Source organism: Alteromonas mediterranea DE, assembly GCF_000020585.3.
Classification (GTDB): Bacteria; Pseudomonadota; Gammaproteobacteria; order Enterobacterales; family Alteromonadaceae; genus Alteromonas; species Alteromonas mediterranea.
In genome coordinates this window covers 2785905-2804446 of record NC_011138.3, presented here as the reverse complement: position 1 = coordinate 2804446, position 18542 = coordinate 2785905, and the positions used below count along the sequence as shown (strand labels likewise).

The window sequence follows — 18542 nt, the reverse complement described above, 5'->3', positions numbered from 1 at the left end:
GCATTTTCTAACACGGCTTACTCATTTAGCGATTTATTTATGACGCTCGCGCAACACATTAAGTGCATCGTTTAGCGACATATCGCTGGCTTGAAGCAATACGGTTAAGTGGTACAACAAGTCAGCGACTTCGTTTTTAAGCTCTTCTTTGTCGTGAACTGTAGCCGCAAGTGCGGTTTCTACGCCTTCTTCACCCACTTTTTGCGCTATGCGCTTAATGCCCTTATTGTAAAGGCTAGCGGTGTAGCTGCTTTTCGGGTCAGCATCTTTACGAGCCGCCAATACACGTTCTAGGTCTGCAAGGAAAGTAAATGCAGGTGTATTACCGTCAAACCAACAGCTTTCTGCACCGGTGTGGCAAGTAGGGCCGTTGGGGGTGGCAAGGACTAATAGTGAGTCTTGGTCACAATCGCAGGCTACGCTTACTAAATCTAGCGTGTTACCTGATGTTTCACCCTTGGTCCAAAGGCGCTGCTTCGAGCGGCTGAAAAACGTCACTTTGCCAGTTTCAAAGGTTTTGGTCAGCGCGTCTTGGTCCATGTAACCTTGCATCAATACCTTGCCAGATAGTGCATCTTGCACAATAGCAGGTAGCAGGTTATCCATTTTGTCCCACGCTAATTTATTGCTGTTCTCATTAGTAATGATCACGGGTTTACTCCTTCCGCTTGCGCCGTTAAACCGTGACGCTTACGCATGGCAACGCCATTGCTGGTTAATTCTGCTTTTAGCTCATCAATGTTGATGATGCCTTTGTGAAATACTGAAGCGGCTAGCGCCCCATCTACATCGGCTTGCTGAAACACATCAGTAAAATGGGCGATTTCGCCAGCGCCGCCCGAGGCGATTAGCGGTACTTCACATACGTCACGCACGGCTTTCAGCTGCTTTACGTCATAGCCTTTGCGCACGCCATCTTGATTCATGCAGTTAAGCACAATTTCACCTGCGCCCCGTGACTGCACTTCTTTTATCCAGTCGATGGTTTGCCACTGGCTTTTCTGTGTGCGGGCCTCATCACCGGTAAATTTGTACACTTCGTATTGATCAGTCGCTTCGTTGTAGAAGCTATCGATACCAATTACTACGCACTGCTGACCGTACACATCATGAAGCTGATTAATAAGCTCGGGGTTATTAAGGGCAGGGGAGTTAATCGAGATTTTATCTGCGCCCATTTCCAAAATGCGCCCAGCGTCTTCAATGCTCTTAATACCGCCCGCTACGCAAAACGGTATATCAATGACCTGTGCAATACGGCTCACCCAGCTTTTGTCTACCACGCGGGCGTCAGAGCTTGCAGTGATATCGTAAAATACCAACTCGTCGGCCCCCGCTTTCGCGTATTGCTCGGCAAGAGGCACGATGTCACCAATAATTTCATGGTTTCTAAATTGAACGCCTTTAACGACTTTACCGTCGCGTACATCTAAACAGGGAATTATGCGCTTTGCCAGCATGCGATAGCCTCCTTCACGGTAAACTTACCTTCAAGTAAGGCGCGACCTAAAATTACGCCACCAACGTTAGTGGGCTTAAGTGCTTCGATGTCGTTAATGCTGCCAATACCACCAGAAGCTTGCCAGCTTACATTAGGAAAACGTGCCGCCATCTCTTGGTATAACTCTGTGTTCGCGCCTTGTAGCGTACCGTCGCGGCTAATGTCAGTACATAGCACATGCTTTGCGCCCACTGTAGCGAAGTCTTCAAGCAAGCCTTCAAGGGCTACGCCTGAGTTTTCCTGCCAGCCGTGCGTCGCAATAAGCTTTTCACCGCTTTCGTTAATATTGATATCAAGGGCCAGCACAATGCGCTCAGGGCCATATTTCTCTACCCAAGACTTTACAAGTTCTGGCTGTTTTACCGCTAGCGAGCCAATTACTACGCGGCTCACACCGGTTTCAAGCAGCTGCGCAACTTCTTCTTCACTGCGAATACCGCCGCCGGCTTGAAACTGCATGCGCTTGGTATCCACCATGGATTTAATCAACTCTAGCTGACGTTTGCTGGTGTCTTTAGCGCCAGTAAGGTCAACAATGTGTAGCCAGGTTGCGCCTTGGTCGGCATAGTCGTGAACCACTTCTACAGGGTCCAGTTCGTATTGGGTTTTTTGCTCGTAGTCACCTTGATATAAGCGTACTACGTGTCCGTCAATAAGATCTATCGCTGGAATAATCATTATAGATTCACAAAATTAGTCAGTAGTTGGGCTCCGGCTTCGCCAGAGCGTTCTGGGTGGAATTGCACCCCGTAAAAGTTGTTTTTATTAATCGCCGCAGAAAACGTTTTGCCATAGGTGCAGCTAGCTAGCGTATGCTCGTACTCCGGCACAGCAAAGCTATGTACAAAATAAAAGTAGGTATCTTGTGGGATGCCCTTAAATAAACTTTCTTCTTTATGAGCGACTGTGTTCCAACCCATATGAGGCAAGCGAACACCTTTTGACTCCATGCGCGCCACATGACCTGGCATAAGGTTCAAACAGTCGATGTTGCCTGTTCCTTGAAAACCACCTTCAGCACTGGTTTCTACCATTAGCTGCATGCCTAAGCATACACCTAGCACGGGCTGAGTTAGCGTCTGTAGTGTATCAGCCAAGGCTTTTTGCTTAATGCTAGCCATAGCCGCAGCCGCAGTGCCTACGCCAGGTAAGAACACTTTGTCTGCGCTTTTAATGACCTTCACATCATCTGATACATCAACTTCAACGCCTAAACGTTCAAGGGCAAAGCGTACCGATGAGATGTTCGCGCAGCCAGTATTTACAATTACTATTTTTTGTCGCTGGCTGGTGTTTACCACTGACATTACAGGGCTCCTTTACTGCTTGGTAGCGCATCACCTTGGCGAGTAATCGCCTGACGAAGCGCGCGCCCAAATACTTTAAACAAGCTTTCTACTTGGTGGTGAGCGTTCCCTTCGCTAGTGGAAAGGTGAAGCGATAGCCCCATACTTTGCGCCAGTGAATAGAAAAAGTGTGGCACCATTTCAGTAGCCATTTCACCCACTTGATCACGACTGAATTCAGCGTCGAATTTAAGGTGAGGGCGGTTTGAAATATCCATGATACATTCAGCACGGCACTCATCCATCGGCAGGGCAAAACCAAAGCGGCCAATACCGCGCTTGTCGCCTAGTGCTTTTTTAAGCGCTTCACCTAATGCTAGGGCGGTGTCTTCCACACTGTGGTGGTCGTCAATGTGTAAATCGCCGTTTGTGGTTAGGTTAAGTTCAAACCCGCCGTGGGTAGCAATCTGATCTAGCATGTGATCAAAAAAGCCCATGCCAGTTTGAATGGTCGACTTGGCTTGCGAGTCTAAATCAACACGCACTTTAATGTCGGTCTCAGAGGTCGTGCGCACGACCTCGGCAATGCGTGACGATGCTAACAGGCTTTTCTGAATATCATTCCAGTTTAAACTTTCGCGATTGTATTGAAAGCTGCGAATGCCCATGTTTTCAGCAAGCTGAACGTCGGTAATTCTGTCGCCAATTACAAATGAACGGGTAAAGTCGACTTTACCTTTCTGCAAGTACTCTTGCACCAAGCCCAGCTTTGGCTTGCGACACGTACAGTTGTCTTCATCAAAGTGTGGGCAAATAAGTACGTCGTCAAAGGTTACACCTTGGCTTTCAAAGATAGCCATCATGGCATTGTGTGGCTTATCGAAGTCTTCCTGCGGAAAGCTGTCTGTGCCTAAGCCGTCTTGGTTACTCACCATTACCAGCTTGAAGTCGCTGGCTTTAAGCTTTAGCAACACGGGAATAACGTTAGGCTCAAAAACCAGTTTTTCTAAGCTGTCTAACTGCTTATCAATTGGCGGCTCTTCAACAAGTGTTCCGTCGCGGTCGATAAATAAAATGGCTTGCTGACTCATGCCGCGTCCTCATTATTTTTAAATTCGTTAATTAACTGTATTAAGCGTTGATTCTGCTCTTCAGTACCAATGCTAACCCGTAAACAGTTGTGTAAATTAAGCTGTTTAGACTGATCGCGAATAAGCATGCCCTGACTTACTAAATACTGCATTAAAGCCGGTGCTTTTTCATAGCGGAATAAAACAAAATTCGCCTTTCTATCTCCTACCAGCTCTATACCGTCTAGCGCTTGAAGCGCTTCGGCTAGCGTTTCTTTTTCGCGGTTAAGCGTAGCGACCTGAAGTTCTAATAACGTCAGTGATTCAGCCGATAGCGCTTTCGCTGCTATTTGTGCAACTGGCTCTGGAATCGGGTAGGGGGCAATGACTTTTAGTAGCGCCTGAATTATTGGTGCCTGGGCAAGGGTGAAACCACAGCGAAGGCCGGCTAGCGCAAAGGCCTTTGACAAAGTACGAAGCACCACTAAATTCGGGTAATTGTTAATCTCATTTGCCCATGTATTTTCAGCATCAAATTCAATGTAAGCTTCATCTACTACCACAAGGGCTTTATCAGCAAAATGACTGAGCACGGTTTTGATGTCTTCGCGGGCTACCGGAGTCCCAGTTGGGTTATTCGGCGCGCAAATGAAAATAACGTTTACGTCATCTTCAGCGCAAACCGCATTCACATTTAGGCTGAAATCATCGTTAAGCGGTACTTTCTTTATACCTACATCGCAGGTTTCTGCGCTAATGGCGTACATGCCGTAGGTAGGGGGGCAAATAAGAATGTTGTCTTTGCCGGGCGTGCAGAAAGTACGGATAAGCAATTCAATACCTTCATCAGCGCCTCGTGTCACAATTAACTGAGACTTATCAAGGCCTGCATAATCTGCGTAACCACTCACAACCGCTTCAGGCTGACAAGACGGGTAGCGATTAAAATTGCTACTGTCCACGCTGTATTCGTTCGCATAGGGTGACTCGTTAGCATTAAGCCAGTCTTGACCGCCTGAAAACAAACGACGCGCTGATTCATATGGCTTAAGCGGTACTAGGTTGTCGTTTATTAAATTATCGATAAGCGCCGACATTAGGCGTCTCCTTGCTTAAGTGCCTGCATACGAAGGGCAACAGCCTGTTCGTGGGCGTCTAATCCTTCTGCTGCAGCTAAGGCCATAATAGCTGGGCCTAAATTGCGCATGCCGTCTTCACTTAGCTCTTGAATGGTATAGCGACGCATAAAGTCTAAGAGCCCAAGGCTAGAGTAATTTTTTGCATACCCGTAAGTGGGCAGCACGTGGTTAGTACCTGACGCGTAATCACCGGCAGATTCCGGCGACCATGGGCCTAAGAAAATAGAGCCTGCGTATTTAATTTTCGGCAAATAGTCACGGGCATTTTCAATTTGTACAATCAAGTGTTCAGCCGCGTATGCATTGCTAGCTTCAATGGCTTGCTCGATACTATCAGCCAAAATATAGCGGGCATTTTCCATAGCAGGGCGAGCAATTTCAGCACGAGATAGCGTGGCTAATTGACGCTCAACCGCGGCTTTTGCTTCTTCAATCAGCGTCGCACTGTTCGAAACTAAAATAGCCTGGGAATCTGGGCCGTGTTCGGCTTGAGAAAGCAGGTCTGCTGCCACGAATTCAGGGTTTGCGAATTCATCTGCAAGTACCAACACCTCTGATGGGCCTGCTGGCATATCAATGGCCGCGCCATCAGCCCGCTGGCTTACCTGTTGCTTGGCTTCGGTCACAAAGCTGTTGCCGGGGCCAAAAATTTTATCCACCTGCGGGATAGTATCAGTGCCTAGTGCCATAGCGGCTACTGCCTGCGCACCACCGCATAAGTATATCTTGTCGATACCGCACTTTCTTGCTGCATAAGCAATTTCAGGAGCAATTAGCTGCGCTTTATTTGGGGGCGTACACAGCAGTTTGTTTTCGCAACCCGCAACCAATGCAGGCACGCCTAACATTAGTACCGTTGATGGAAGCGGTGCGCTGCCTCCTGGAATATAAAGGCCTACCGTATCAAGCGCGGTAAAGCGTAGCTCGCACTTCACACCCGGCGTTGTGGTAAGCGCTATGTCACTGGGCTTTTGCGCTTCGTGAAAGGTCTTAATGTTATCAAACGCGGTATCGATAGCACTTGCAACCTCTGGCGTGACTTTCGCTGCCAGAATATCGATGCTCTCTTGTGAAAGTACAAGGTTAGTTAAGTCAGGGCAGTCGAATCTACGGGTGTAGTCGAGTACTGCTGTATCGCCTTCTGCCTCTACGCGGGCGATGATCTCGCCCACCGTTTGCTTTAACTGTTGGCTATTGGCCATAGCCGGGCGTGCTAACGCCTGTTTTTTCTCATTTACTGAAAGAGATGACCAAGTAATCATAATTGCCTGCCTTTTAGCCCATCATTTTTTCGATTGGCATTACAAGAATAGAGCTACAACCTAGGGCTTTAAGCTTTTCCATGGTTTCCCAGAATAAGGTTTCTGTAGAAACAACGTGGATAGCAACTTGCTCTTCATTACCAGCAAGAGGAAGCACCGTCGGATTTTCAGCACCCGGAAGAAGGCTCTTCACTTGCTCTAAGTAAGCTTTAGGGGCGTGAAGCATAATGTACTTGCTTTCTTTTGCTAAAAGTACGCCGTCAACACGCGGCATAAGGCGGTTAACCAGCGTTTCTTTTTCATCGCTTAGCTCGCCATCCGCACGCTTTATTAACACTGCTTTACTGCGGAAAATAACGTCTTTTTCTACAAGGCCATTTGCTTCAAGGGTAGCGCCTGTAGATACAAGATCACAGATAGCGTCAGCCACGCCAGCGCGGGGGGCGACTTCTACAGAACCTTGCAGCATCACAGCTTTCGCATTAATGCCCTGTTCTTTAAAGTAGCGCTCAAGCAGGTATGGGTAGGTAGTTGCTACTTTTTTACCTTCTAGCGACTGGATGCCGTCGTAGTCCATCTCGTTAGGTACGGCGATTGATAAGCGACAGCCGCCGTAGTCTAGGCGGCGCAATACTTCATACTCAAAAGGCTTGCCTGCCGCTTTACGCTCTAGCATTTTTTCTTCAAGCTCATTTTCGCCAATGAAACCTAAGTCTACCACGCCGTCCATAACAAGGCCGGGAATGTCATCATCACGTACGCGCAGTAAGTCGATAGGCTGGTTCGTCGAATGCGCAATCAGCAGGCGATCGCGAATGTTCAGTTTGATGCCGATAGCTTTTAATAGCGCGATGCTGTCATCGCTTAAGCGGCCTGATTTCTGTACGGCAATTCGAAGTCTGTTGCTGTTACTCATTGAAACGTTCCTTACACGTTGTGTTTTGACTTTTTGATTGCGCCTAAAACGAAAAACCCCCGGAAGTTTCCTTCCGAGGGTCGAGAATTTTGCTATCTGCGCCACCGGAAGGATACATAGACCTTCCAGCACGAACCTGAAAGGTTATGCTTTGTGGTGATGGTGGTGTTTCGCCGCGCAGTTAATCATTTTGAAAAATTTAAATCCTAATTTCGAACGGCTGAAACATTAGCGGTTTGGACATGGATTTGCAAGGCAAAAATGAACTCTTTTGGTACATTAACTCTAAATTAATATATATATAATAAAACTATTCGTTATGAACTCGTTTTGATCTGTAAAGACCGGCACAAAAAGGCCGATAAAATTAATAGAGCAAACTACTATCTTTAGGAGGGTGCATGAGTAATGACTTACTGTTTCCTATTTTACCTCGCAATACGAAAGTACCGGTGGAAGTCGATGAGCGCGTGAAAAAAGTGCAAAAGACAAAAAAAACAGAGCATGTGTCTGAAGACGACCATGATCAGTTGCCAGATATAAAGCGAACTGAGATTGTAGAAAGCACGAATAACAACACGAAAGAAAAAAACAAAGACCAAGACAACGATAAGGGGTTTCTTAAACACATCGATGTAGATGTTTAGTTTGCTCCTTCCTTACCACGGGCCTTAAGGGTGCGGGCGGACTTTTTATCGCTGCCTATTTATATACAGCATTATGTTAGATGCTCAAGGCGAGTTAGGCATTAGCGCAAGCTACGGGTCAAGATAAGATTGAAAATATCACCGTCACTGCTTCGGGCTTCGAGCAACTCTTGTCTCAAGCACCTGCGTCGGTGAGTGTGATTGTTAGAAAACAACTAGCGCAGCGCGCGTACAAAGATATTACCGACGCGCTTCGCGATGTACCGGGCGTTACGGTGACAGGCGGTGGCTACCGACAAGACATCAGTGTTCGCGGTCTACCCGCTCAGTACACCACTATTTTGGTAGACGGCAAAAAGCAGACCGGGCGAGAGTCACAGCCAAATGGTAGTGGGGGATATGAACAAGACTGGTTACCGCCTCTTGATAGTATTGAGCGAATTGAAATTGTGCGTGGCCCTATGTCTACCCTTTATGGTTCAGATGCCATGGGCGGCGTAATTAATATTATTACGCGTAAAAACTACAGGAAATGGAGTGGCAATTTACGCGCTGAAATCAAAATTCAAGAAAACTCCGATAGTGGCGCCGATAGCCAAATTCAACTTGCGTTTTCGGGCCCGTTAATTGAAAACCTATTGAGCATTACTGCCAGTGGTTTGTACCAAAAGCGTGAAGAAGATGATATTGAGCGCGGTTATGCAGAAAAAGAATTGCGCAATATGCGAACCGCGTTTCACTTAACCCCAAACACCACAGACACCCTGACTTTTGAATATATTCTTCAAGACCAGACGCGTACCTCAACACCGGGTAAATCGCTACCAGAGCGCAACTCGTTGTCAGAAACAGAGAGCGAGCGTCATTCCTATGCGTTGACCCACGAAGGTAAGTATAAAGACTTGACCTCTCGAAGTTATGTGCAGCAAGAATCGGTTGAGAATGTAGGGCGGAATATCACTATCGATAACCTTGTTGCGAACACCCAATGGTCTTTAATACTCAATGAAAGCCATATGGTTACCCTTGGCGCTGAGTTTTTAGAAGAGTCGCTCGATGACTTCGATACAAACAGTGGCGATGCAACAAATATTGAAAACAGCCAGTGGTCGGTGTACGGCGAAGATGAATGGCGACTTACGGATAAACTTGCGTTTACTCTCGGGCTTCGACTTGATGATAACGAGCAATTTAGCTCTCAGGTAAGTCCCCGTGCTTATGCGGTTTACAATATTAACGATAATTGGGTGTTAAAAGGCGGAGTATCAACGGGCTATCGCACGCCTGAGTTGCGTGAAATGGCTGAAGGATGGGTACAAGAAAGCCGGGGCGGGAACATTTACGGCAATCCAGCTTTATCGCCGGAAACCACGGTGAACAAAGAAATTGCACTCTACTTCTCAGGTGACGATGGTTTTGAATATAGTATCACCGCGTTTCACAACGACTTTGACGATAAGATTGCGATAGCTACATGCGAATTGGACGTTTGCTTAGATGACACTGACCGCTACAACATTAACATAGATGAGGTTGAGTCTTACGGTGCAGAGCTTGCTGCCAGATACAATATAGGAAACTGGTCGTTTAACGGCGCCTACAGTTACACTCGCTCAGAGCAAAAAACGGGGGCTAACGAGGGCCTGCCGTTAGTTCAGCAACCTAAACATTTATTTACCCTTAATACCACTTACCGACTTTCTGAAACGGGAGAAATTTGGTCGCGTTGGACAGTGAGGGGCGAAGAAACTGCCCTTACGTCTGTATCATCACGCTCTATACTTTCTCCGGGTGTAGGTGTATTCGATATTGGCTATAACACGAAACTCACAAGGAATATAAAGTTACTTGCGCTGACCAGGCCCATTGCGAAAATCATAAGCGCAAATGTTGCGGGCGCGTTCACTGCAGCCTAATTTAGCGTCTTATCAACCCAAAACTTGGTACCCTTTACCGTAGCCTGAAGCGTTAGGCCGCTTTCGGTCATGGTATAAACAGTTACGTTTCCTAAATACCCTTCACCTTCAGCAGAGGCCCCTTTATTCCCCGCTTTTGCAGCAACGTCTGCATTACCGCCTACGGTCCAGCCATTTTCAATGAAATACTTCATTGCTTTTTGCGTATGGAACACCATGACAACACGGTAGTCTTTTGCGCCTAAACCAAGTCCAACACCACCTTCAGCCATGTTCATATAGGTTTTTTCGCCAGTTACATTGTTGTTTACTACGCCGTACCCCGTGCCTGCCGCCACGAAAAAGACGTTAATATTAGCATTGGTAAACACGGCGTAACCCGCCGCATCTCTTATTTGAGAGCGAGTATCAGGTTTTTCAGTGTAAAGGCGAGCTAAGGCATTCTCCTGCATATCGAGAATAGCTTGTTGCTTTTCAGCGACAGTACCATCTCCCATTGACGCGCATGCGGTTAGCGCTAATACCGCGGCTAAAAATACTGATTTAATAGCTAACTTACTTATTTTCATGCAATTCTCCTAAGCATGCCGGTGTTTCCTATTCTATGATGAAAGACCGCTTTCACCGTTTAAAATTCAATAAAACCCCGATGTTTTTTTAATTACATGCTTATTACGCAAAAAGTATGCTAAGTCGTGTATTTAAATTATTACCCGCGGACAACTAAATAAAGTTACCGCTCAATTTCAAGCTCTAATGCTCCCGGATGATCGGTCTGTCCAACCATCTCTTCATAGGGCGTACTTTGACGTAGCCAAACGTGTTCAAACGACTTCGAATAAAAATGCTCTCTAATTTCGTTGAGGCAGTGAAAGGTTTTGGGTTGAGATTTTTTATCTCGGACTAATGTTCGCGTAGCGCCCATTCCCGTTGAAGCAAGATAATTACCACCTTCTAATGACTCGATGTATAAATTCATGGGGTTGCCCTCTTAGTGTCGCTGCTAACGTTGCGTGCGCTCTATATCTAATTAGTCGAAATCCGACGTATTGATCATTAATTTTGTGTCATACATGGGCGCGTAAATTAATAAATTACACATAAGGTGAGAATAAATGAGCCGGTGTTTACCACCACTTGTTTGTACATATTAACACGCCCGCTTGTTTTAAACGTTCGTGCACCTGCTTCTTGTCACTTGAATTTAAAAATGCGCCCACTTCAAACTGCTGAAGATGACTTTGTAGCACTAAGCGCGGCAAACGCTTCTTGCTAAGGTCTTCAAAAAAATATAGCGAGGTATCGTAACGAGGAAAGCACAACTGCACTCCGTTTGAGCAGTACACGGTGATACTTTGTTGGGATATTAATAGAGTTTGCCATTGGTAGGTGGCTTTCGACACCATGTACATGATGAAAGCCAGAAGACCGACCTCTGCACCTGCAAAAGGCAATATGACCCAAGCACCAACAATTGCCCATGCAATAGCGATAGTGCTGATAAAGAGTGCAAATACCGCTATAAGGTATTTGGTTTGTTGCCATGTTGCTGAGCGATTCGGCGAAAGATGCAGTTGCACCTGTTGCTCAAATGTAGATACTTCAACCATGTTTTTCGAAATGTTGTGTAGGTTAAGCGAGTAAGCAAAAGCTTTTACGCAGATTTTTAACAATAGTTCGAATTTTGTACACATGCTAGACGTTGTCGAGTGTTAAGCATTCAAAAATTGTCAATGTGTGATGATGATTCGTAGGAAAAGTGTGATCTCTTTTAAAAAACAAAATGCAGTTAAGTTTATAGTGGCTTTACTTTTGTGCGTATGGTTAGGCTTATTACTGTCTCAGCCCACGCCGTTCCAGCTTATAAAAGAATTTGGACTTTTTAGCGGGTTAGGTGTGATAGGGGCCATATTTGCCAACGCCACAGGAGCGGGCGGCGGCGTGGTGTTTGTCCCCTTTTTTAATTATTTGTCCTTTTCGCCCCAAAGCGTGGTTGCCACCAGTTTTGCTATTCAATGCTGCGGCATGACAGCAGGCGCATTGACGTGGGCCCACTATTACAAAAAGCAACATAGCCATGACAATTATTGGAAGGCATTACCAAGCGCACTTATGCTTACTATCCCCACTTCTATATGTGGAGTAGGGTTTGCGCAATATTCCTCCCAAAGTAACCTGCTACTTGAGCACTTATGGGGAGGCGCAAATAACCTTCACATTGCGTTTGGCAGCTTTTCTATTGTGTTAGCCTTGGCCATATTTGCCTCGGTTCCGTTAATGAAACGCACGCACTTTGAAAAAGATCTGCAAAGTAAAGACCTGCTAGGGTTGCCGTTTATTGGGTTTTTAGGTGGCGTTATTACCGCGTGGCTTTCTGTTGGCGTGGGTGAGTTAGTTGCGGTATACCTCATTATTCGGGGCTTTAACGTAACTATGTCCATTGCTATCGCGGTCATCTTGTCAGCGTTCACGGTATGGAGTGCGCTGCCTTACCACGCGTTCATTGGCGAGTCCATTGTGTGGCAGGTGGTGTTATTTGCCGGTGCGGGCGCTATTGTTGGCGGCATGATTGCTAAATATGTGGTGTTAGCATTTTCTGTACAGCGCCTAAAACTTTTTTTCGGTATATGGGTACTAATGTTAGGTATAACCAGTTTACCTATCTTTTAAGCGAGCGTTGCCTTTATCTGAAGATGATTTCTCGGTAGGCAAGGCGTTAAAAAGAGCTAATTAATATATAGAAGGAAAGATAGTATGGACATCAATCCTCAACCCCAGCAGCGCTACAAAGTCATGCAGCCTGAGTGGTCATCCCACGCCGTGATTTATCAAGTGAACACCCGGCAGTTTTCAAAAGAAGGAAACTTCGAGGGGGTGAGGAAAGGGTTAGCGCATATTAAGTCTCTCGGTGCAGATATTGTTTGGTTAATGCCCATTCATCCAATCGGTGAGCAAAATCGAAAAGGTGAGCTTGGCAGCCCGTATGCGGTGAAAGATTACCTAGGTATTAACCCTGAATTTGGCAGTGAACAGGATTTTCGCGCGTTAGTGGATGAAGCGCACCGCTTATCGCTAAAAGTGATTATTGATTGGGTGCCAAATCACAGTGCGTGGGACAACCCATTAGCGTCAGAGCATCCCGAGTGGTATGCCAAAGATTATAAGGGCGACTTTCGCCCGTCACCCTGGTGGGACTGGAGTGATATCATCGAGTTCGACTTTGAACAAATCGGTTTGCGCAAATACATGATCAATGCCTTGTGTTATTGGGTAGAAAAGTTTGATATTGATGGCTTTCGATGTGATGTAGCGGGTTATGTGCCTAATGACTTTTGGCAACAGGCCGTATCTACTTTAAATGCAATTAGACCGGTGTTTATGCTTGCAGAATGGGAAAACCGCGACCTTCACGAGCATGCCTTCAATATGACCTACGCATGGAGCTGGAATGAAACCTTGCATGAACTTGCCCATGGCCGATGCTCTCTAGACAGGTTGCGCAAGTACTACTCTTGGAACGAGCGCAGCTGGCCTCAATCAGCCTACAGAATGACTTTCGTAAGTAATCACGACAAGAATGCGTGGGACGGTACACAGCACGAACAGTTTGGTGAAGCATTAGATGCCTGTATCGCGCTTTCAGTCATAGGAGAGGGCATGCCCCTAATCCACAATGGCCAAGAAGCGGGAGAAAACAAACGGCTCGCCTTTTTTGAGCGCGACCCCATCGAATGGCAAGACCATGAAACTGGCGACTTGTACCGCGAATTAGTCGCGCTCAAAAAATCTAAAAGTGTATTAGGAAACGGAGAATTTGGTGCAAGAATGACCCAAGTTCCTAACTCCAAAATGGATAAGGTGTTCAGCTTCGTGCGCCATAACGAGCATGAAAAAGTGTTCGTTATTATTAATTTTTCACAAGAGGCGGTCAATGTCACCTTCGAAGAGCCATTGTTTGAAGGCGAATATTGTTATTGGAAAGGCAGCGCTACGTGCAAGTTTTCGTCGCAAACAACACTTGAATTAGGGCCTTGGCAGTTTGACATTTGGGTCGCCTAAGCAAGTCGACTTCACCACAGGGCGAACGGAAGTTTGATCGAGAAGCGCCAAACAGAACTACAAAAAACAAAGCAATACAATCTTGCTTCATTTAACAAGTTCTATTTAAGGAGAAACCATGGCAGCTAACACAACGGATGAACATGAAACAGACCGCTCATTAGGTAATTTTGCCGCGCTAAAAACCTCAATAGCCAATGGCGATGTGGCTGAAGTAAAGGCAAGGCTTAACGGCAAGTCTTTGGACAAACTAGAGAAGGGCTATTTAATTGATCTCGCACGATTAAGCGGAAATAGCGAAATTGTCGATGTCATCGAAGCAACCCCTGAGTCTTAGCGCGGAACCTACGCGCTACGCTTCCTCGCTTTCCTTTATACAATCACGCGCATTTTCCTTGGGCTTCTTTCTTTTTTTGTATCAGAAAGAAGCTAAAGCCTTCGGCCGATAGGTAAAGAAATGTTAACGTCAGATACTAAAAGGTGGCAAATTCAGCAAATATTTCCGATACTTAAGCCTTTAATTTATGCAGAGATAAAATGGAAAATCGGCTTCCGCTTTATAAAAAATTACTGGTTATGTATCGTATTGAGCCGGGTTGTCTTGGCCCACAAGGTGCCGACTATGTAGAAGAGTTTTGTGTCTTTGCTAAGCAAAAACTCAAAGCCCATCATGGCCACTGTTTACGCTGGACTATTAAACCCCGGTACGATAAGTCATTACCCGAGCTTGAATACCAGATGAAAAACACGATGGTGTCTCAAGAAAATGCTGAAAAATACCTTGCACGGTTTGATATTGATAAAGAGACCTTTGAAGAGTCGTTAGAAGAAGCACTGGCGGATTTAGTTGATGAGTTTTTTGAACGCTAAGCATTTTGCTCGATAAGGCGCATGTAATCTGGTTCGCGTAGCATTGCCCCACCAATAGATAGGGCACAGTAATAAACCAATACATGAATACAGCGCTAGCGATGAAACCCATTGTTAATGTGTTTCAGTAAGCCGCTTAACCTCGTTTTCCACAGGCTTTTCCAACTTGGAAACGGCATAGGCTACACCAAAGCCCAAGCAGCTCCCGACTAAAACATCTGACAAATGGTGCGCGTCTCGTTTAGTCCTCGACTTTCCTATTACCGCGGTGGCAGCTAAGCCTGCGGCTGACGCCAATAGCAATGGGCCTGACGAGCGAGGTATACTGCCTGCTACCGCCGCTACGGCAGAGGCATGGCCTGAGGGCATCGCGTTAAATTTATCTTTTAGCGCTGGGCCTTTGAATTCCGTCCCTGAATCAGCGCGTGGGCGCTTTCGGCCAATTAGCCTTTTAAGGCCTGCGTTTAACAGCCCTGCGGCTGAAGCTGACAGGGTGGATTTCAACAAAAAACGCTGAAGTTTCGGCGTGTTCGTTAGTTTTGATAGCGTATAAGCCGCGCCTGTTGCGGCTGCTACTGACGGTGGCGTTGTCACTTTACTCAATGTGCTTGAAGCAATGAGACTATCTTGGCTTGAGGGAGACGAGACGCTTCGTGTATTTAGCTTTCTCAACGTCTTATAAGCAAGCCAACTTTTCATTCCTGTGGACGCTAACATATATATTCCTTAAACGTTTTGTGTCGAAGTCGTTATAAACTTCTGTAGTTCGAATCGGTGAATATTGAAATGACAAGTAATAGTTTATGGATGCGGAATAAGCCGCAGTGGCGGCCTATTCCAACAACTCATTGCTCTTTTTAACTACTCATCTGAACTATCCTTCGTCTCAGCTTGGTATTGAGAGTATTCAGTACGGGTGATGAGCTCATCGTCATTCGCATCAATCTTGTCGAAGTTGCGCGTTACACCACTACGAGATGCTTCCGCTTTCGTCAGTTCACCGTCACTGTTTGCATCCATCATTTCGAATTGATTTACGGCAATTACTGTTTTGTCGGCAGTCACTGCATTGTCAGCGGCAACGTCAACGTTTTTCTCCATCAGTTCGCCATTCGCTTTTAATTCACTCTTAGCGCGAAGCTCATGCGTGAGTCTCTTGTCTTTCGTGGCAGCAACCACTTCATCTACATCTGTGTCAACGTTAACATCGGTTTCCATCGTACCTTGGCTTCTCATACTCGCTTTCATTGACTGTGCAGAAGCAACAACTTCATCGTCGAAATGCTGCGGATGCTTCTTAACATGGGTGTTGAATTCTTTTACAGAAAGCTGCATGTCTGAGTTAGCGTCTATTTTTGCGAAATGATCAGATATTTCATCGTCGTCAGCCTCTTCGCGAGAGATGTACCCATTATCGTCATTATCTAAATCTGCAAATGTTGTGTCTATTTTATCAAGTTCTTCACCCGCAAAAGCGCCAGCAGAAAGGGCTGTAGTTATCAATGTAGCAATCGTTAACTTTTTCATATCTTACTCCTTGTTTGTGGCCTCCATACTGCGTTAAAACGGAGGAAAGCGTTCATAATAGGCTATTCACGGCGCGTACCATGTGCACTAATTCAATGTATAACAATTGCTTAGCGGTTTTTTGTGGTGGAGTGTGAAGAAACAACTTTGTGAGTTCTATAGCATGTTGTGAAAAAGTTACCCGGTAGTTGTTAACAAAAAATCAAACGCTAACGCTTATCGAAAGCTGAATGCTTTTTTGCTGATGAGGCCCAACGAACCTGTTAAGCGCGTGTGTTTTTTCGCGTTTTAGAAAATGCGCGGTTAAGCAGACCACCTCAATGTAAAGTGAAAACCTTTAATGGGCATTCAATAGGCTTTTTGGCATAATGCGCGGCTTAGAATAGAAAAGTAATGACAGCGCTTAAACCATGCCCACAATAAACAATGTATTTTCTTCAGATGGCCTTCTTGCCAGTGCTATTAAAGGCTTTGTGCCTCGCGAAGCACAAACTGAAATGGCTAAAGCCGTTAAGCATGCCATTGAAACCACGGGCAGTTTAATTGTTGAAGCAGGTACAGGTACGGGAAAGACGTTTGCGTATTTGGCGCCTGCTTTATTGAGCGATGGCAAAGCGATTGTCTCGACCGGCACGAAAAACCTTCAAGAACAGCTCTTTCATCGCGATCTCCCCCTCGTTAAAAAAGCGCTTGGCAGTAAGCGTAAAACCGCACTGTTAAAAGGCCGCGCCAATTACCTTTGTCTTCACCGGCTTGCGCAGCACGGCGGCAATTCTACGCTGGTTGAAAAAGACGTGTTGGGGCAGCTTTCAGAAGTTAAGCGTTGGTCGAGCACCACGAAGACCGGGGATATGGGCGAGTTAAAAACGCTGCCAGAAGATGCCCGAGTACTGCCGTTAGTGACGTCTACCGTGGATAATTGTTTAGGCCGGGACTGCCCTGACTACGAAGACTGCTATTTGGTTAAAGCGCGCAGAAAGGCGCTGGATGCCGACATTATCGTGGTTAACCACCACCTTTTCTTTGCCGATATGGCGCTAAAAGATACCGGTTTTGGAGAACTTATTCCCGAGGCCGATGCCATCATCTTTGATGAAGCGCACCAAATTCCAGATATTGCCAGCGACTATTTTGGTGAATCGCTTTCAACACGGCAAATTCACGATATCGCGAAAGACATCACCTTGTTGTTTAGGACCGTATTGAAAGATGCGGGTCAACTAGATAAAGCCGCCGACAAGTGCAGAATGATTGCTTCTGACTTACGGTTGCTGTTTCCCGATACCGCAGAGCGCGGCAACTGGGCAGAGGCATTAGACCGAGATGATGTGCGTATGCAGGTAGGTAAACTTGCTGAAGCCCTTGGCGTGCTGCACGAGGTGTGTAAGCTGCATATCGGGCGCGATAAAGATTTAGACAATATGTATGAACGGGTTGTGGCTGCAAGAGAGCAGCTAGACGCGCTCAGTGACAATAAGCAAGAAAATGTCAGCTTATGGTATGAAACTACGCAACGTCATTTGATCATGCACCTCACGCCATTGTCGATAGCGGCCAAATTTAGACGGTTTGTGTCATCTCCCCCTCGCGGGTGGATTTTTACCTCGGCAACGCTAATGGTCAATGGTGGATTTGATCACTTCCAGCGTCGAATGGGGTTAGAGGATGCTGAAACCTTAGGGTTAGACAGCCCATTTAACTACCCCGAACAAGCCATGCTTTGTGTGCCTCGTTATTTACCAGAGCCCAATAGTTATGCCATGCGGGAAACGCTTCTCGAAACGGCCAAGCGGTTGATTAAAGCAAGTCGTGGTCGCTGCTTCTTACTGTTTACCAGCCATGCGATGCTTAGAGAAATTGCACAAAAGCTGGAGGATGAGGTAGACAACCCGCTGCTAGTACAAGGTACTACAACAAAACAAGCACTGTTGGATGCCTATCTTGCTGATGAAAAAGCGGTGTTAATGGGCACGGGGGCATTCTGGGAAGGGGTAGACGTACGCGGTAATGACCTTGTTTGTGTCATGATTGATAAATTGCCCTTTGCATCACCGGACGACCCGCTGCTTCAGGCCCGTATGGAAGACGTTAAAAAGCGTGGCGCAAACCCGTTTGGTGTTATACAGATCCCTCAGGCTGTTATTACGCTAAAGCAGGGAGCAGGGCGCTTAATTCGAGACCCGTCAGATAAGGGCGTACTGGTTATTTGTGATAACCGTTTGGTTACCAAGCCCTACGCGAAAACCTTTGTTGGCAGTCTGCCTGACATGAAGCGCACCAGAAGTTTAGACGAAGTAGAAAAATTTTTAGCCGGCATTGATGAAGCCTAAGTTAAAGCCCTAGGCTTGA

General features: G+C 46.2%; 20 protein-coding genes and 1 other annotated feature. Of the genes, 7 read left to right on the top strand and 13 right to left on the bottom strand.

Annotated features, from left to right (window positions below; genetic code table 11):
- Nucleotides 1-33: 33 nt before the first annotated feature.
- From hisIE to hisG, 8 genes are read right to left on the bottom strand one after another with little or no spacing between them, the layout of a single operon-like run.
- Nucleotides 34-651, bottom strand: a complete 618-nt coding sequence (gene hisIE / locus MADE_RS12465) for a bifunctional phosphoribosyl-AMP cyclohydrolase/phosphoribosyl-ATP diphosphatase HisIE (RefSeq protein WP_012519070.1) — start codon at nt 649-651, stop codon at nt 34-36.
- A complete protein-coding gene (gene hisF / locus MADE_RS12460) occupies nt 648-1460 on the bottom strand; it encodes an imidazole glycerol phosphate synthase subunit HisF (RefSeq protein ID WP_012518919.1) in 813 nt (270 codons plus the stop codon). Before hisF ends, hisIE begins: the two co-directional genes overlap by 4 nt.
- Complete coding sequence (gene hisA / locus MADE_RS12455) at nt 1442-2179, bottom strand: 1-(5-phosphoribosyl)-5-[(5-phosphoribosylamino)methylideneamino]imidazole-4-carboxamide isomerase (RefSeq protein WP_012518918.1); 738 nt, start codon at nt 2177-2179, stop codon at nt 1442-1444. Before hisA ends, hisF begins: the two co-directional genes overlap by 19 nt.
- Nucleotides 2179-2808 carry an imidazole glycerol phosphate synthase subunit HisH gene (gene hisH / locus MADE_RS12450; RefSeq protein WP_012518917.1) on the bottom strand — a complete coding sequence of 210 codons (630 nt, stop codon included), beginning with the start codon at nt 2806-2808 and terminating at the stop codon, nt 2179-2181. Before hisH ends, hisA begins: the two co-directional genes overlap by 1 nt.
- Nucleotides 2808-3878, bottom strand: coding sequence for a bifunctional histidinol-phosphatase/imidazoleglycerol-phosphate dehydratase HisB (gene hisB / locus MADE_RS12445; RefSeq protein ID WP_012518916.1), 1071 nt, complete (start codon nt 3876-3878; stop codon nt 2808-2810). Before hisB ends, hisH begins: the two co-directional genes overlap by 1 nt.
- Entirely contained in the window at nt 3875-4954 is a 1080-nt protein-coding gene (hisC, locus tag MADE_RS12440) for a histidinol-phosphate transaminase (RefSeq protein ID WP_012518915.1), read from the bottom strand. The genes hisB and hisC overlap by 4 nt, the downstream gene beginning before the upstream one ends.
- A complete protein-coding gene (gene hisD, locus MADE_RS12435) occupies nt 4954-6258 on the bottom strand; it encodes a histidinol dehydrogenase (protein ID WP_012518914.1) in 1305 nt (434 codons plus the stop codon). The genes hisC and hisD overlap by 1 nt, the downstream gene beginning before the upstream one ends.
- Before the next feature lie 13 nt (nt 6259-6271).
- Nucleotides 6272-7174 (bottom strand): ATP phosphoribosyltransferase, encoded by a 903-nt coding sequence (gene hisG, locus MADE_RS12430; RefSeq protein WP_012518913.1) that lies wholly within the window; start codon nt 7172-7174, stop codon nt 6272-6274.
- Nucleotides 7175-7225: 51 nt separating this feature from the next.
- Nucleotides 7226-7343: a sequence feature (His leader region), on the bottom strand.
- A gap of 232 nt (nt 7344-7575) precedes the next feature.
- Between hisG and MADE_RS12425 the strand changes: the two genes are divergently transcribed.
- Together MADE_RS12425 and MADE_RS12420 are read left to right on the top strand one after the other, a co-directional pair.
- Nucleotides 7576-7821, top strand: a complete 246-nt coding sequence (locus MADE_RS12425; protein ID WP_012518912.1) for a hypothetical protein — start codon at nt 7576-7578, stop codon at nt 7819-7821.
- Nucleotides 7822-7991: 170 nt separating this feature from the next.
- Nucleotides 7992-9737 (top strand): TonB-dependent receptor domain-containing protein, encoded by a 1746-nt coding sequence (locus MADE_RS12420; protein WP_023559765.1) that lies wholly within the window; start codon nt 7992-7994, stop codon nt 9735-9737.
- On the opposite strand, the gene MADE_RS12415 is transcribed toward MADE_RS12420, so the two are convergent.
- The 3 genes from MADE_RS12415 to MADE_RS12405 all read right to left on the bottom strand — a co-directional run bounded on the left by MADE_RS12415 (nt 9734) and on the right by MADE_RS12405 (nt 11431).
- Nucleotides 9734-10306, bottom strand: coding sequence for a lipid-binding SYLF domain-containing protein (locus MADE_RS12415; protein ID WP_012518910.1), 573 nt, complete (start codon nt 10304-10306; stop codon nt 9734-9736). The two genes, MADE_RS12420 and MADE_RS12415, sit on opposite strands and share 4 nt — an antisense overlap.
- A 164-nt stretch (nt 10307-10470) precedes the next feature.
- The gene (locus MADE_RS12410; RefSeq protein WP_012518909.1) at nt 10471-10716 is read right to left on the bottom strand and encodes a DUF6482 family protein; all 246 of its coding nucleotides are present in this window, start codon (nt 10714-10716) and stop codon (nt 10471-10473) included.
- A 148-nt stretch (nt 10717-10864) separates the two neighbouring features.
- Nucleotides 10865-11431, bottom strand: coding sequence for a DUF2244 domain-containing protein (locus MADE_RS12405; RefSeq protein WP_012518908.1), 567 nt, complete (start codon nt 11429-11431; stop codon nt 10865-10867).
- 67 nt (nt 11432-11498) lie between these two features.
- Between MADE_RS12405 and MADE_RS12400 the strand changes: the two genes are divergently transcribed.
- From MADE_RS12400 to MADE_RS12385, 4 genes are all read left to right on the top strand, one after another.
- The gene (locus tag MADE_RS12400) at nt 11499-12407 is read left to right on the top strand and encodes a sulfite exporter TauE/SafE family protein (protein WP_012518907.1); all 909 of its coding nucleotides are present in this window, start codon (nt 11499-11501) and stop codon (nt 12405-12407) included.
- Nucleotides 12408-12491: 84 nt separating this feature from the next.
- Nucleotides 12492-13796, top strand: coding sequence for an alpha-amylase family glycosyl hydrolase (locus MADE_RS12395; RefSeq protein WP_012518906.1), 1305 nt, complete (start codon nt 12492-12494; stop codon nt 13794-13796).
- A 118-nt stretch (nt 13797-13914) separates the two neighbouring features.
- Nucleotides 13915-14133, top strand: a complete 219-nt coding sequence (locus MADE_RS12390) for a hypothetical protein (protein WP_012518905.1) — start codon at nt 13915-13917, stop codon at nt 14131-14133.
- A gap of 200 nt (nt 14134-14333) precedes the next feature.
- A complete protein-coding gene (locus tag MADE_RS12385) occupies nt 14334-14666 on the top strand; it encodes a hypothetical protein (protein ID WP_012518904.1) in 333 nt (110 codons plus the stop codon).
- A gap of 114 nt (nt 14667-14780) precedes the next feature.
- Here MADE_RS12385 and MADE_RS12380 read toward each other — a convergent pair whose 3' ends face one another.
- Nucleotides 14781-15383, bottom strand: a complete 603-nt coding sequence (locus MADE_RS12380; protein ID WP_012518903.1) for a phosphatase PAP2 family protein — start codon at nt 15381-15383, stop codon at nt 14781-14783.
- Between the two features lie 144 nt (nt 15384-15527).
- Nucleotides 15528-16193 carry an EF-hand domain-containing protein gene (locus MADE_RS12375; protein ID WP_012518902.1) on the bottom strand — a complete coding sequence of 222 codons (666 nt, stop codon included), beginning with the start codon at nt 16191-16193 and terminating at the stop codon, nt 15528-15530.
- A gap of 410 nt (nt 16194-16603) precedes the next feature.
- Here MADE_RS12375 and MADE_RS12370 point away from each other — a divergent pair, with 410 nt between their 5' ends.
- Nucleotides 16604-18523: a DNA repair helicase YoaA gene (locus tag MADE_RS12370; RefSeq protein WP_012518901.1), complete on the top strand. Its 1920-nt coding sequence runs from the start codon at nt 16604-16606 to the stop codon at nt 18521-18523.
- The last annotated feature ends 19 nt before the right edge of the window (nt 18524-18542 follow it).